This is a genomic window from Halorubrum sp. AJ67 (genome assembly GCF_000513435.1).
Genome location: NZ_CBVY010000013.1, coordinates 18903 through 34186, shown reverse-complemented (window position 1 = coordinate 34186; position 15284 = coordinate 18903). Strand labels below are relative to the sequence as shown.

Here is a 15284-nt window from a genome sequence, read left to right as displayed (position 1 = left end):
GACGCTCCTCGTGTGACACGCTGTGCGATAAACGGACATCCGGTTTCGCGTTCCCACCTGTCAGCCACGTAGTGTGATCACCAGAGAGAGCCTTCGAAACGTCCGATCACGGCTCTGCCTCACAGAAAGTATTTATCCGCGACAATGGTAACATATCATGTATATGGATACACGTCTCGCCCTCGTCGCGACTGTTCTTCTCGTCGGACTCGGAGGGATCGGCGCGACAATCGCCGCCCCCGCAGCGGCCCAGTCTGAGCCAGCAGTTGGCTTCAGCGACGCCCAGACGACAGTCACCCAGGGCGATGTCGCCACTATCGACCTCCAGTTGCGTAACACCGATCACGCTACCCTCCGGATCAACTCGGCCAACCAGCAGTACCAAGCGGCACTCCGCGTCCGTGATGGCGACGGCGACGGTACTGTTTCTGTGCGCTCGAACACCGTCCGGGGTGGCAATATCGATGATGCCGACCGCTTTACCGCAGGGAGCGACGGAGACTCCGTTGAGCTCCTGACCGAGTCAGGTGTGACTGACACTTCAGCGGTCACCGCCCTCGATCCCGGCCGCTACAATCTGATCGTCTCGACTGATGAGACGAGCGTTGCGGCGGTCCTCTCTGTCGACGAGCCAGAGGCAGGTGGGACACATGCCAGCGTCGTCGCTCCCAATACACCCGTAATCGAATCGGAAAACGATCCGGCAACCAATACGAGTGAGATCGGCGCAGATGAGTCGATGGCCTCGACAGACGCCACTGGGGCACTCCTGTCGGCTGCCCGTGGTGATCGCGTCCGGACACGCTTTGGGGTGAGTGGAATCGGTGGCGTCCTTGAATCACCAGCGCCTGCGCGCAACCTCGTCTACGTCATGGACAGTACACCGACCGCAGACACAATACATACGGTTCAGACTGTCCCGAATGAGACTATCTCAATGCGGTCGCTAACCATCGATTACGGCGTCGACAACAACGTGCCGCCGCGGGGCGTCCACCAGTTTTCCCGAAGCGATATCGACGTGTTCGGCGTTGATGAGACGGGAAATGGCTTCGTCGACCGCTCTGTCAGTGCCGCGATTCAGAATATTCGGACAGGTACCGATGGGCGCATCACAATCACCTTTGACCGTCCAGTTACCGTCTCAGAGAACCATACACTCCTTACAGCCTACAAGATGCGTAATCCCGACACGACGGGGGCTACAGACGTGACTGTGACACTTCACGGTAACCGGTCAACCCACCGGGAGCGTGGCACCGTGCTGTACGGTCCTGCTGGCAATGGGACACTTGGCCACGGGGTAGATCTTCGCCCGCGGACGGCAAATGGTGATGTGCCGACTGCACCGCTCGCGGCAGTTGACACAACGTACGATCCCGCGGCCGGCGGGCTCGTTGTAACCATGGACACTGATGCGTTCGCAACTGGTGAGTACAGAATGGACTTCACAGTCGGTGAGTCGGCTCCCTCGTCTGTGCCACGTGTCTCGTTCAGCGAGTCGTTCGCCATCGTCGAGCCGACTGCCCAGTTCACAAACCAGTCCGTAAGTGATGATCCACAGCTTTCTGTGACTGCTGACACCAATCTTGCGCCGGATGGGTCGGTTATCGTTCGCGTGACAGCCGAAGAGCCCAACGGTGGAATCAGTCAGACACTCAACTGTGTGGCCACGGTTGAGTCTGATAGGTCTATTAGGTGTGACTTTGACCTCTCAAAATCAGCGGATAACTTCGACATTGAGGTCACCATACAGCGTGGTGGGTTCACTATTGGCGGTCCGACAGAATTCAACGGAGCCTTGTGATCATTACGGAGGTCCAAGGAGAAAGCCAGTGCTTAACAGTAGTTGTCGAACCTGCTGTGTTGAATAAATGCTGAGTCACAGTTGCCGTGGTTCACACAGCGGTCCTATGTTGATAATGGCGAACAGGAGGACAATTTCACGGAACTGTCGATACCAGCAAGCGCTCGCACGGCATCGCCGAGCGAGCGCTTCGTTGTCGAGTAGGACGTTTCGGCCATCCACCGCTGAGCGTAGCCGTTTGCTCGGTTGAGCGCGTTGTTCGCGGCTGCTTTCGCTGACGAACCACGGTAGTGAACGAGATACTCAACGTCGTGTGCGGCGATTTCGTACTCGGTATGCCAGTCTTGGAAGCCGTTGTCGGCGGCGACGACCTGCGGTCCGGTCTTCGTATCGTGCTTCCACCGTGCTGCGATGTGGACGTCGAGAACAGCAATCGATTCTACATCTGTTAATGTCGTCGCTTTGAGCGTCTGTATCGTTCGTCCTGCCCGCTGGCGGAAGTACAATGACGCACGTCGGCGGTCAAAAAACGTGCTGTCGAGCGCAACGTGGCCAGACTGCGGGTGCTGCTGCGCGGAAACGCGCAGCAGCGCCCGCCACACCCACATTTTTAGCCGATCAAACGACTTGTAGATCGTCGTGTGATCGGGGAGATCGTCCTGATCCAAATCGAGAGCGTCACGAACTTCAGCCATGTACTTCAGCCGATTCGGCGTTTCACGGTAGCTGTGGGTCTCTTCGACCCGAAAGCAGTTTGACATCCTCCCCGCGCTGAAGCGCGAGGATTCTCACGGCACCGCGCCGCTTAGTTGGGATATTGTGGTTTACGACGTGACCTGTTCTTGAGGCGCGAACGCGCCAGTTTCCTTGTCAAACAAGAACGTCGATGGCTGTGCCAACCAGCCGTTACTCCTATTCACCGACAAATTCGGTGAACTCGGAGATACTTTCTGTCGAATGTTCTCGGCCCCGTTCACGTCTGCGTTTGCCGTCGTCCCGCAGTCGTCGCACACGTACAATCCACGTTCAACACGGTCGCATCCCGTTTGCGACCACAACACGAACACGACTTCGATGTGTCGCGCTCAGACACCTCCTCAACCGTGATGTCTTCCATCTCAGCCTTATAAGTGAGCAGCTTTGTGAACCGGTCGAACGCCCACGAGTGTAAGTCGAGATTGCCGTGTATACCCCAGTCTTTCGACTCATCGGTCTCGTCGTTCTCACGGATTCCGGAGAGATCACCGATCACGATCGTCCCAACATCTTCCTCGACACACCGCTGGACAATGTGTTTCGAAAGCGTGTGGAAGTAGTGGGTACGCCGACCAGATCTCTTCTGGTTTAGCCGCGTGGCTTGCTCGGAGTTCGAATCGTTACACTGAGCGAGCTGCTTGCTGAAGTAGTAGTCGTCCTGCTTCAGACAGTTGAGTGGGTATAGCTCGCTGTGACCGTCTTCGTAGGCGAGCGCGGCGAAGTTGTTGATCCCGAGATCGATGCCGACAGTCTGCTCGCCGGGCGAGTCAGACACGTCAATTTCAACCTTACAGACGAAGTGGAGTTCCCACTTCTCACCTGTCCAAACCACCTTCACTTGTTGGACGTTCTCTACGGTAGAGAGGTCAACGTCGGGTCGAGTGTGGAATTCATAGAGGATGAAGTCGGACCAATACTCCTTGAGGTTCGAGCCTTTTGAGAGTCGGACGCGATTGTACTGGGTATCGAGTTTGAAGCCGGCGGCTTTGAACGTGAGCGTACTTCGTGGGTGTTCGTCGTCGTGTTTGCGGTAGCCGGGCGGGTTCGCTCTCGAATCTCCGTTGCGTCGTTTGCCGTACCACCCACGGAACGCTTCAGCGAGTTCTTGAAGGACTCGCTAACTTGACTGAGAATGTAGGTCATCATAGCGTTCGTGATTCTCGAGGTACGCGTGAGTTCGGCGTGGTTTGGGATGTGACCGATTTCGTCCCAAATCCGGATACATGTCCACCGACCGACATTCCAGAGTTTCGAGGCTGCGAACCCGAGGGCATCAAGATCGTCCGACACCCGTGACTGGTTCCGAATGGAAGCAGTATAGGTGCGCGTGACGACCTGTTTTGCCATACGTAACCTATGACAGTATTCCTAGTTAATGGTGTGGATATTGGCACAGCGTGGAATATCCTCCTATGCCATCGAACGGTGGATTGTGGAGGGATGGTCAGATTCATCCCCGCGCTGAAGCGCGAGGCTTTCTCCTTGATTCTCCGTAACAGTCGCTTGGCACGGCTAGATAGCTACCGATCACGACGACCGGGTTAAACGGGTTCCCGTGAAGTGGCGGCGTCCATGGTTGCGAACCTGAAACTCCCACCGCTCGGGGTTTCCACGTCTTCAGGAGCAGGAGGATGTCAACGGACGATGCCTCACCTGATGAGTGACAGCGAGCGCCGTAATATTACTTGAGTCACTAATCCTATACCTGACGAGTGTATGTAGGGAGACGCCGGCGATATCGCCCTACAAGATCATGATTCGAAGTTCGACTTGGCATCGCTTCGTTCTCGGGGCGTGTCGCCGGCTTCCATTCCTGAGTACGATCAGGGGGATCGACAGCCGTCCTGACTTGACATCCTCCCCGCGCTGAAGGGTCGCGTTAAGTTAGAGGATGAGGCGCTCGACTTCAGAGTGTCTATGCCTCAAATCGAGCGCCTCAGCGAACGTATCGCGTGGGTTGACTTGTCGTTTGTGGAGCGAGATCGGACGCCGCGATAGGCGATTGAAGTAGGGATCCGCTGTCACTTGGCCGGTATGTCGCTCCGCGAGGTAAGTAAACATCTCGAAAGGTTCGGGATCAATCGGAGTCACGTCGTTATTCACAACTGGTTCATAAGGCCGATCTATAGCCGATCTCGACAGTCTCCGCGGATCAGCTCGCGGTTGATGAAAAGATGATCCGCCTCCATGGTCAGAAGTTCTGGCTGTATGGCGCGGTTGATCCGTATACCAACGAAATTCTCCATGTAAGCCTCTATTCGACCGCAACGAAACAGACGACGCGGTGGTTTCTCACCGAGCTTCACCAACGCTACCAGCTTGATGATGTCGAATTTCTCGTTGATGCCGCCGATTATCTCGGCCCAGTCCTTGCTGAAGATGGCTATCGATTTCGGGTGATTCGCCATGGAAATCGGAATGCTATCGAACGTGTCTTTTGGGAAATAGAACGGCGAACATCATCGTTCGCAAATATTTCTAGTCATGTTGCGCTAGAGACCACTCAAAATTGGCTCGAAGCCTTCGCCGTCTACCAAATTCACGCCAAAGTTAACGGGATGCTGTGCGTCTGACGTATCTTCATACGTGTTGAGTCCATGTGTTCCGATAACCATATGGACCATAAGATTTGTGTCGCCGCCGCGATTGCCGGACAACAGTCGCGCGCACATCTCCCTACTGAGGCATCTTGGGGGCTCAACAGATGAAGCTCGCTACGATCGGCGTTGGAAACGCTGGAAGCAAACTCATCGACCAGATGATCGAGTTCGAGGTTGAGACGGGACGGAACCTCTGTCGACACGCCCTTATCATCAACACGGCACGAACAGACCTCGCAAAACCGGAGAACATTCCCGAGGACCGTCGGGTTCTCATGGGAGACACACACCGGAAGGCTCGCGGCCACGGTGTCGGTGGTGACGCCGAGATCGGTGCCGAGGTTGCCACAACTGACATCGATGAGATCCGCCGCGTCTTCGACGACGTCGAGATCCACGAGGTTGACGCGGTACTCGTCGCGGCTGGACTCGGTGGTGGCACTGGTAGCGGTGCCGCTCCGGTTGTCATCGACGAGATCCAGAAGATGTACGACGAGCCGGTGTACGGCCTCGGTGTGCTCCCGGGCAAATACGAGGGTGGACGCCCCGCGTTAAACGCCGCTCGATCGCTCCAGTCGTTTGTCACTAAGGTTGATAATTTCATCGCCTTCGACAATGATGCCTGGCGCTCGCGTGGCCAGACGATAGAGCAGGGCTACGAAGAGATGAACGAGGAGCTCGCGACCCGGATTGTCACCCTGTTGGCGGCTGGTGAAGTCGACGAGTCTGAGGTGGGTGAGAACGCGATGGACTCTAGTGACATTATGCGCACTCTGGATACGGGCGGGGTCTCCTCGATTGGCTACGCTTCGACTGAGCTCTCGCCCGCAAAGCAAGGTCTGCTGTCGAAATTCAATGACTCGGAGCAATCTGAGGACGAATCCACTGACGCCGCCAAAATCAAGGGACTCGTCCGCCGGGCTGTCAACTCTCGATTGACCGTCCCCTGTGAGGTATCGAGCGCAGACCGTGCGCTCATCGTCTTTGCCGGGCCGCCAGAAGCCATCTCACGGAAAGGCGTTGAGTCTGCTCGTGAGTGGCTTGAATCAGCGGCCGACACAGTTGACGTTCTCGCAGGTGACGACCCCAGACCTGGATCGTCGACGCTTGCGGCAGTGGTACTTCTTTCGAATGTCACAGAGACCCCTCGGATCGATGAGATACAGAACCAAGCAGTCGATGCACAGAACAAGATCAGAGAACAGGATGCAGTCCGGGAAGAAGAGATCCAGTCGTTGATCACCGATGATGACAATGATCTGGACCCGATTGTCTGAGGCTGCGGATCGCGTGTCTCCCATCGCACGCAGAACCTGTTACCGGGGTATCCTCGACAGCTGTCTCTCCCGTACCGATCGGCGTCCGTGTGTCGGCCGTCATTGGTTGTTGCCGGTGAACACATGAAACTCGCACTCGTTGGTGTCGGTGACGCAGGTACCCGAATCGTCGATCACTTCGTTCGCCGTGAGCAGGCAACGGGACGGTCGATCACTGCTGGGAACATCCTCGTGTTTAACACCGACGACAGGGCCTTCGAAGACACGAGGGAGATTTCCGAAGAGCGACAGGTCTTACTCGGCGAAACCCACTCTGCCGTCAAGCGTCGGCCGAACTCTACAGACGTGTCGGTGTCTGCTGAAGACAACGGCGACGCAGATCGTGTCCACACAGGGACACACACAGACATAATTGATTCCTACGGTGTCGGCGGCAACCCCGATGTTGGCGCTACGGTTGCCGAGGCGGAGCTACCAGAGATCCGTCGTGCGCTCGATCAGATTGATGAGACCGAGGTGGCCGCTACGATGCTAGTCGTCGGGCTCGGTGGCGGCACCGGTAGTGGCGTGGGAAGCGTTCTACTTGAGGAACTCAACGCAATCCATGAGACGCCGGTGTACGTTCTCGGTGTGTTACCATCAACGACAGAACCGGACCATCGGGCGCTTACCGCGGCTCGTGGGATCCGAACGCTTGTGCCACTCGCCGACGCTACCTTCGCCGTTGATAACGAGGCGTGGCGGCATAGCACTGACTCAGTCGCCGCACGCCATAATGAAATAAATGAGGGTATCGTCACGCGCCTATTAGCAGTCTTCGGTGCTGGTGAGCGCGACCCGGAGGCCACCTCAGAGATGCGTGTCGACTCAGCTGATCTCAGCCGGACGCTCGAAATTGGCGGTGTCACCACAATCGGCTACGCAACTCACGAGCTCAACTGCGACGACAACAATCTGTTCGCGCGGCTGCTACGGCTGCTCAGTCTCTCGAATGACACAGACGATAACGGCGCTGATGCTGCGACCATCAAGCGACTGATACGACAAGCGCTCGAATCGAAGCTAACCCTCCCATGTGCGGTCGATTCTGCCGATCGGGTCTTGCTGATCCTCTCCGGCCCACCCAACACTATCTCGCGGAAGGGGTTCGAGACTGGCCGGTACCTCCTCGAAGAGGAAACAACAACTGTAGAAGTACTGGCCGGCGACGAACCGGTTTCCGGTGCGACAGAGATTACTGCGACCGTAGTCCTTTCGAACGTCACGGACATCCCCCGGATCGATGAGATACAACGACAAGCAGTTGCCACGCAACCTCTGTCGAGTTTGGATGATCACGACACAGCGGCCGGTAGAGACAGCGATGTCGATGGCGACGGGCGCGAAGACGAAGTCGATCCCGATCGTGTACTGACTGATGACACTGCTGGAGGCGCAGGTGACGGTAGTGTAGGCGAAGACGACGATGCGGAGGTCGATGATGCCGCCAAGAGTAATGCGGCCGACTCGTCTGTTGAGGCTGTCGACGGAGAGACGAATCACAGCTTCGACTTCGATGTCGAAAGAGACGAGTGAACCCCTCGGAGCGTGATCTCAAGGCTTTCGCGTGGGTTCTCTGTATCTGACGACTAGGTATCTCAAGATGATTTAAGTTCTTTCCTATCTGATAGAGGAGCGTGCAACGGACACGACGCAACCTCCTAACCGCCAGTGCTACGGTCTGTCTCACTGGCTGTCTCGACGTCGACGGGGTCACCTACCCCGATGAGCCGGTACCCAACGAGAGCGATCCGGATAGGGGGATGCCGCCAGACGATGATCAGGCAGGTGACCCGACAAACGACAATCTCGGCCCACATCCCGACCTCGCTGCGGCAACCCGATCAGTCGTCGACGACACGATCTGGTTCGCCGTGTCGTACCCCTCCGCGATTGACACCTACCGCGAGGCGACGGCCGACGTGCTTACGATAATTGAATCGGTCCGGAAGTCGATCGACGGACAAACGGACCCGACAGCTGCGATGGCTAAACGGCTTGAGGCCGCCGGCTACGACGCAGCTGAGCGCTCAGCAGCCGCGCTCGAACCACATTTTGAGCCGGCCGGTCTGATCCGAGCACAAACTGACAACCATGTTCCGGAACTCATCCGGTTTGCGCGTCGGAACGATGCCGACCGGTTTGTGGAGGAACTCGAACGGATGCACCTGTCATTTTTCCAGATCCGAACGCCAATTTACATTGGCAGGCGATTCTCCCGAAATCCGATCCACAACCGGCTGCTTGAACGACTCGCGCCCGGTGGTCCCGACAAAGTCCTTGCCGAACTTGCAGCTCCCGGCTACCGTCAGTTCTCGACACTCGCGTACCAACCGTATTCAGACGAGTCGGGAATGTATCCACCAACCTTCACCGATGAGGCCCTGCCTCAAGAGCAGCGAGAAACACTTCGAGAGCGGCTTGGTCCGGTTATTCAAACGGACGACCGAACCGCTGAGCTGTTCGTCACCGTCGCTTCTCGCCCGGAACCAGCCAGCCGCCGCGGTGTAGCGTTCCGTGGGGCTCCCGGCGATCTTGACGGGGTCCCAGTCTACGTCCAGCGGTATTCTAGCGCTGGGCGTGCCAACGAGCGCTTGAGCGCAATTTTGAATGCCGGCGACACTGAGGGTCGTGAGCCGATCGTGCCGGAGACAAACGCAAGCGACGACGCGACTGCGTGGCATCGGTACTACCACCGCGAGGCAGGGAGTACTCGCAAAGATCTTGACGAGTTCCCCGGTGTGCAGTACGGCTATCTCCTCCAGGCCGGCGAGTTCCTCCTCGCAACCGGATTCTCCGGTGACGCCTGGGAGGAACGGCCGCAGTGGCAGGGTCAACTTGTCGATACCTGGGTGGTGGCTTGATGTCAGAGGCAGATCGTACCGGTCTCTACAGGCGGAGCAGGCTGAGTGCCTTGGGGCTTGACCCCGAGCGGTTCACAGGACGAGAGCCCTGCCGTCTTTTTTCTGTTCAATCTCACCTTTCGATCGGGATTTGAACCCACCAGTTTGCCGGACTCAAGTTTTAATTTGGCTCGTGTTGAAAGAACTGTATGACTCGACCACGCTCACGGCGGCGTCTTCTCGCAGCTGCCGCTCCCCTCGCGCTCGCTGGCTGTCTCATTGAGGCTAATCCGGATGCGACTGACGGCAACGGACAGGCAGTCGAGGAGAGAACGGAGACAGAAAGTGAGAGCGAGGTCGGCGATCCGACGACGGGAAGTGGGGCAGGAAATGAAGGAACCGCGGCACAGACTGACGATACGAGTGCGGTCGCGAACGCATCTGATGGGGAAAACGAAACTCCCGATCCTGCCGGGATAACGGTCGAATCAACGAACATTTCGCGGATTATCGAATCTATATATCTATCTCAGATTGTTGCCGATGTGGCCATTCGCAACTCTGGTGAGTACACATATGGCACCCTTGAGCTCCGTATCGACGCCTACTATGAACCACCGGAAGATGATCGAACGTATCACCCACCGCGGGTCGACGACCGGACAGCGGTCGGCCGGACGTACGCCGAGGAGACGTTCGACTCGTTCGACACCGGAACCCGAACTTTTGAGAACGTGGTGATACGCTACGACGCTGAAGAGGCGAATGATTCAACAGACCCAGCCGAATTCGATCTGGAGATCGCTGTGCGCCGCGCCGAACTCCGCTGAGGCGCGGTGCGACAGGCGATCTCATCCAAGTCTGGGTGTCGGGATCCGGAGCAACGTGGTGTGATATCGCTCCCACAACAGTACGGCGGGAGGTAACGCAATGACGGTAAACACAAACGAATACACCACACTGATCGCCATCAGTAGGCCAAAGTCACCAAGCACTGGTGTGATTGCGAGTGCGAGCGCGCCAGTCCCGAGCGAGGTAGTGAGCATACTGCCGAGTAGAGCGCCACCGGTCCCAGAGAGTGTAATCATCATCGACTCTTGAGCGTCAGCGCCCGCGTTGAACTCGTCGATAAATCGGTGGGTCGCGTGGACAGAGTATGCGATTCCGAGGCCGATCGAGATGGAGAGGATTGTCGCCGTTAGGGCGTTCAGCGACATGTCGAGGAACCGCATCGTCCCGAGCAGGAACGCGATCGCGATCAGGATCGGGAAGAGGTTCACAATTCCGAGAAGCGGCTTCCCCTCTAAGACGGCGTACGCCACGACGAGAAACACACCAGTCAGTCCCATTGCGACGATCAGTCCTTGAATCGCCGAGTCGAAGATGATGTCGGTCACGGCGTCGAAGACAACCAGCTGGCCGGTCGCCGTCGTCTCGTATCGGAACTCCTCGGCGAACTCCCGGGCGTCAACCGCGGCTTCCGCCTGCGAGGCATCCGAGTCAATAGCGTACTCTACCTGTGCGCTCCGACGGTCCGGCGTGAGGTACTGCTCGGCGCGGTCACCGGCCGACGAGGCGAACAGTTCATCGTAGATCAGTGCGAGGTTCCGGTCAGGAGTTCCGTCGCCGTTGACGTCGTTGCGAGCAACCAACTCGGCGAACTCGGGATTCTGGTCAGCGTACGACTGAATCACAGTCACGATACTCGTCGGCTGTGCGGATCCACCGTCGCCGACTGCTAGTGCTCCTGGCGCGTCGTCGTTTGGATCATCAAGCGCCTCCAGAGCGTGGCTCTCCTCGAAGTTTCCCTCAACGTACAACTTCACCGACTGGTCCTGATTGGTCGCAAAGCGGTCTTCGAGGAGATTGATCGTTTCCGTGACGGTGTACTCGCTCGGCGCGAACGGCTCCGGCAGCCCCGTCACGTAGTCCGGCTGCTCTTCTGGCGGGAGGAAATCCTCCGTTTCGAAGGAAGTGTCAACCCCACTGCCGTATGCCGCGGCCATACCCCCCGTCACGAGCAGGACGACGACGAACGCGACCGGCGCGTACTTGCTGACCTGTGCCGGGGCGGTCAGGAGCTTCCCGAGCGTCGACTCCTCCGAAGAGATCGGCGCGGAGTTGAACTCAGGGATATTGTATTTTTTGCGCAGCTTGTCAACTTCCAACTTCGCCGCGGGGAGGAACAGCCCGAAGATCAGGAAGGTGAAGATAATTCCGATCCCCGAGGCGATTCCCATATTTCGGATCGGCGTCAGATCGGAGATGACATTCGCGCCGAATCCGAACACGGTGGTAACGGTGACGATGATGAACGCGATCATCAGCTGGTTGTTCGCCTCTCGCATCGCCTCTATCGCCTCGTATCCCGCGACAGCCTCCTCGCGATACCGATTGATGATGTGGATCCCGAAGTCGACGCCGACCGCAAGCAGCAACACCGGCACCGAGATCATCTGCTGGTTGAAGGGGATCCCTGAAAAGCCGAGAAAGCCAAACGTCCAGATCACGGTCATCAGGAGTGACAACAGCCCGAGCGAGAGGTCAATCGGGTCCCGGTAGGCGACGACGAGGAACAGCAGCAACAGCAACACGACAACCGGCATCACAATGGTGAGCGAGTCGCCAATAACGTTCGCCGTCTCCGCGTTGGTGACACCGGTGCCGAACGCCGTTATCTCGCCGGGCTGGTCGGCCGCGATTGACCGGATGTCGATCTGGATCTCTTCGAGGTCGCCGTCGGAGAAGCCGGCTGGCACGTCGTGTGAGACCACCGTGATCGACGCCGAGGCGCTCGCGCTCGTCGGATTAAAGTCCGTCGAGAGGGTGCCGGTGAACCGTTGCTCTCCCGACAGCTCGCGGATGACCCGCCTCACCTGCGTCTCGCTCGTCGACTCGATGACGCGCCGCTGTTCGGCCGCGGTGGTCGCCGAGGGGTCAATCGCCTGCGCGACGGCCGTGGCCGGGCCGTTCGCCGAGGCGACCCGGAGGTCGTCGCGCGACTCCACCTCTTCTAGCACCCTGAGGTCCCTGAGCAGCGCCTCTCTCGTGAGGACGTTGCTCCCTGAGTGGATGAGCTGTGTCGACTCACCCTCCGGCTCGAAGGGATCCTCGAACTCCTCGTTGACGGCGTCGAGCGCCTCCTGCTCGTCGAGCCCGTCGGTGAACGAATCGGTGGCTTCGGTGTCGGTACTGACAAGCCCTATCCCACCGGCGAACACCAGCGTGAGCACGAGGAAGACGACAATGACGCGCCGGGGGCTGTCGACTATCTCGTCGTTGAGCTGCCGCGTCCACGCCTCGATCCGCTCGCCGAGCGACATTGGCTACTGCCGCCTCCGGTAGACGACAAGCACTCCCGTCCCGACGACGAGGAGCGCGACGACGATCACCGGCAGCGGAAGTCCGCCGTCCTCGCTCTCGGTGACGTCGATCGGGACGCGGTAGGTGTCGGTGAGCTGGCTGTCGCCATCGGCGTCGTCGTACCGGAAGTCAAGCGAGATCGGATACGTGCTTCCCGGCGTCGCGGACCCGGTGGTTGTCACCTCGAGAGTCATCGTCGTCGTCTCGCCGGGGTCGAGTGACTGAACGTATCCCGTGTCCGTGTCACCGGTATCAAGCGGGTCGTTGGCGAACAGCCGGCCTTCGATGTCGCTCGCGGTCTCGTTCATGTTGTTCGTCACAGCCACGTCGACCATGCGAGTGCCGCCCGCGGAGATGGTGCGGTTCTGGACTTCAACGCCGAACCGGTCGCGTTTGGGCTCGACCGCAACGTCGACCACAAGGTCATCATCAGTACGGACTTCGCCGTCGGCGTTGCGGTATCCGACTGCCAGATCAAGGGAGCGTAGACCAGGCTCGGCCTCGCCGTTGATCGCTATTGGCAGGGTGAAGCTCGTGGACTCGCCGGGGTCGAGCGTTCCGACTGCGGTCGATCGCTCGATCGGCAGCACATTCTGGTCCTCGCCCGTGTACCGGACCACAACGTTCCGAGCCGGTTCCGGCCCCTCGTTCGTCACGGAGCCTCTCACCTCGCCGTCTTCGCCGACGTACAGGTTTGGTTGGACGTCATCGACCGTGAAATCCTGTTCCGCCAGCGGCCGTACTCCGAAGGAGAGACTCTCGTCGGTCCGCGTGATACCGCTCGGATCTTTAAAGATGACTTCTCCGGTGACCGCATACGACCGGACGGCCGAGTCGGCGGCGACCTCGACATCGTAGGTAACGGTGGCCGTCTCGCCCGGTGCCAGCTCGGCGATTCGAGCGGTACTCGACTGCCCACCGCTGAACGTGAGCGCCCCGGCGGCCGAGGTGAGCTGCACGTCGGCCCGAGTTGCCGGTTCTAACCCAGTGTTTTCGAGTTCGACGTCGAGCGTTCCTGAATCACCGACCTGCGCGTTGCTTTCGGCATCGACAACTTGGAATCGAGCATCGTTTCGCACACGCACATCAACGCTACGGGAGACCGTCACGGTGCGATCGTTGTTTCCTGAAGAGGAGAGATACGTGTAGGTGATATCAAGATCAATTGAGTAGGAGCCAGCATCGATATTCTCGGGAACGTTGATGCTCACAGGCGCTTCACTTGGCGTCGTCGTAGTCACACTGCCGATCGCAATCGTGTCTGACTCAACAGAGATCGGTCCCTCCGCTTCAGCCTTGATGCGGACGTTACGCGCGGTCGTCACTGCCTCGCCCTCTTGGGGAGTTCCAGAGCGGAGGTTTCCATCGTTGGTGATTGTCACTCCAACTTCGTTTGTCTGGCCAGGGACAATGTTCGGATTTGTGACATACGCGCCCATATCGGGTGACCCGCGGGCGTTGCTCTCAGTCTGTGCCGAAGCACCGTCGGTGGGCCCGTCGATTGCCGCGGCCGCGTCGTTATTGGCCATCTCACCGTTGGTCGCGTCGACACCGGTTCCTAGTCCAGCCATCTCTGCACTGACTGCACCGATACCGATACCACTCGTGACAAGCAAAACACTCACAAGTATCACGGAGAGCGGTCGAGTATACATCCGTTACCGTCCCTCCGTGGATACCGTCGGTTGACAACTGATGAAAGAGGGCAGATCTCTTAACAAGGGATTCGGTCGTTGCATACACAATGCTACCTCTACGAACCAATAAAGATTTCTTTCTTGGAGTCCTAATGTGTGTATGGAACGAAGCGAACGGGACCGCAGCGGCCATACAAGCCGATCCCAGCACAACTACCGGTCTCGATTTGTGGGTGGGCGTACAGACGTATTTCGAGGTGCCAGTGGTGACCTCTCACTCGGGTGGCAGTCATGACGCAGTTTACCAACGAGGACCGCAAGCGCCTCCGAAGGGAGTTGATTGAGGCGGGTCACGACTACTTCACGAGATTTGGATTCGATCGGACGCGCGTGAGCGACGTGACGAGTGAGGTCGGAATCGGAACGAGTACGTTCTACCAATTTTTCGACTCGAAAGAAGCGCTGTATCTCACGGTATTGCTTAGTGAGCGCGAGCGATTGTTTGAGACGTTGGAGTCAGCGATGGTCGCCGCCGAAACGCCCCGCGAGGAGGCGGAGATGATCCTGCGGACGACCCTTGGTGAGGTACGGACGAACCCGCTGATACGGCGGTTGTTCGTCGGCGGTGAGATACGACGACTTGAATCGCAGTTGGACGGGGCCACCTACGAAGGCGACCTGACCAGCGAGCAATTCGAGTCACCGACAACTTTCAAACGGGTACTCCAACAGCCAGACGAGTGGGTCGAACACGACGAGGTTTGGATCGACGACCCAGATGTCGTGCGGGGACTCATGCGGTCAGTGTTGTTCGTTACGCAGGCACGCAATACTCCGATCATCCCTGACGACTCCTATGAGGCTATCGAGGAGGCACTAATCGAGACGATCGTCGCTGGGTTGTTCACAACCGAGGAAAACACAGACAGGTCAACAACCCACGACTGAACTCCTGTCACGTC

General features: G+C 58.2%; 8 protein-coding genes and 3 pseudogenes. 7 read left to right on the top strand and 4 right to left on the bottom strand.

Annotated features, from left to right (window positions below; genetic code table 11):
- Positions 1-163 precede the first annotated feature (163 nt).
- Positions 164-1807, top strand: coding sequence for a hypothetical protein (locus tag BN903_RS11030; protein ID WP_228841087.1), 1644 nt, complete (start codon positions 164-166; stop codon positions 1805-1807).
- Positions 1808-1882: 75 nt separating this feature from the next.
- On the opposite strand, the pseudogene BN903_RS11025 reads toward BN903_RS11030, so the two are convergent.
- Positions 1883-2562, bottom strand: a pseudogene (locus BN903_RS11025) (transposase); the annotation flags it as partial.
- Between the two features lie 69 nt (positions 2563-2631).
- A pseudogene (locus BN903_RS11020) lies at positions 2632-3910 on the bottom strand (RNA-guided endonuclease InsQ/TnpB family protein).
- A 654-nt stretch (positions 3911-4564) separates the two neighbouring features.
- On the opposite strand from BN903_RS11020, the pseudogene BN903_RS15945 reads away from it, so the two are divergent.
- From BN903_RS15945 to BN903_RS16875, 5 genes and pseudogenes are all read left to right on the top strand, one after another.
- Positions 4565-5136: pseudogene (locus BN903_RS15945) on the top strand (IS6 family transposase).
- 131 nt (positions 5137-5267) lie between these two features.
- A complete protein-coding gene (locus tag BN903_RS11010; protein ID WP_048077775.1) occupies positions 5268-6440 on the top strand; it encodes a tubulin/FtsZ family protein in 1173 nt (390 codons plus the stop codon).
- Between the two features lie 123 nt (positions 6441-6563).
- Positions 6564-8015: a tubulin/FtsZ family protein gene (locus tag BN903_RS11005; RefSeq protein ID WP_052334953.1), complete on the top strand. Its 1452-nt coding sequence runs from the start codon at positions 6564-6566 to the stop codon at positions 8013-8015.
- Between the two features lie 101 nt (positions 8016-8116).
- Positions 8117-9343 (top strand): hypothetical protein, encoded by a 1227-nt coding sequence (locus tag BN903_RS11000; protein ID WP_048077774.1) that lies wholly within the window; start codon positions 8117-8119, stop codon positions 9341-9343.
- A 188-nt stretch (positions 9344-9531) separates the two neighbouring features.
- Positions 9532-10152, top strand: coding sequence for a hypothetical protein (locus BN903_RS16875; RefSeq protein ID WP_154018124.1), 621 nt, complete (start codon positions 9532-9534; stop codon positions 10150-10152).
- Between the two features lie 21 nt (positions 10153-10173).
- Here the strand turns inward: BN903_RS16875 and BN903_RS10990 are convergent, their stop codons facing one another.
- Both BN903_RS10990 and BN903_RS10985 read right to left on the bottom strand, forming a co-directional pair.
- Entirely contained in the window at positions 10174-12645 is a 2472-nt protein-coding gene (locus BN903_RS10990; protein ID WP_048077772.1) for an RND family transporter, read from the bottom strand.
- A 3-nt stretch (positions 12646-12648) separates the two neighbouring features.
- Positions 12649-14340 carry a COG1361 S-layer family protein gene (locus tag BN903_RS10985; protein WP_228841086.1) on the bottom strand — a complete coding sequence of 564 codons (1692 nt, stop codon included), beginning with the start codon at positions 14338-14340 and terminating at the stop codon, positions 12649-12651.
- Positions 14341-14613: 273 nt separating this feature from the next.
- Here BN903_RS10985 and BN903_RS10980 point away from each other — a divergent pair, with 273 nt between their 5' ends.
- The gene (locus BN903_RS10980; RefSeq protein ID WP_048077794.1) at positions 14614-15270 is read left to right on the top strand and encodes a TetR/AcrR family transcriptional regulator; all 657 of its coding nucleotides are present in this window, start codon (positions 14614-14616) and stop codon (positions 15268-15270) included.
- The last annotated feature ends 14 nt before the right edge of the window (positions 15271-15284 follow it).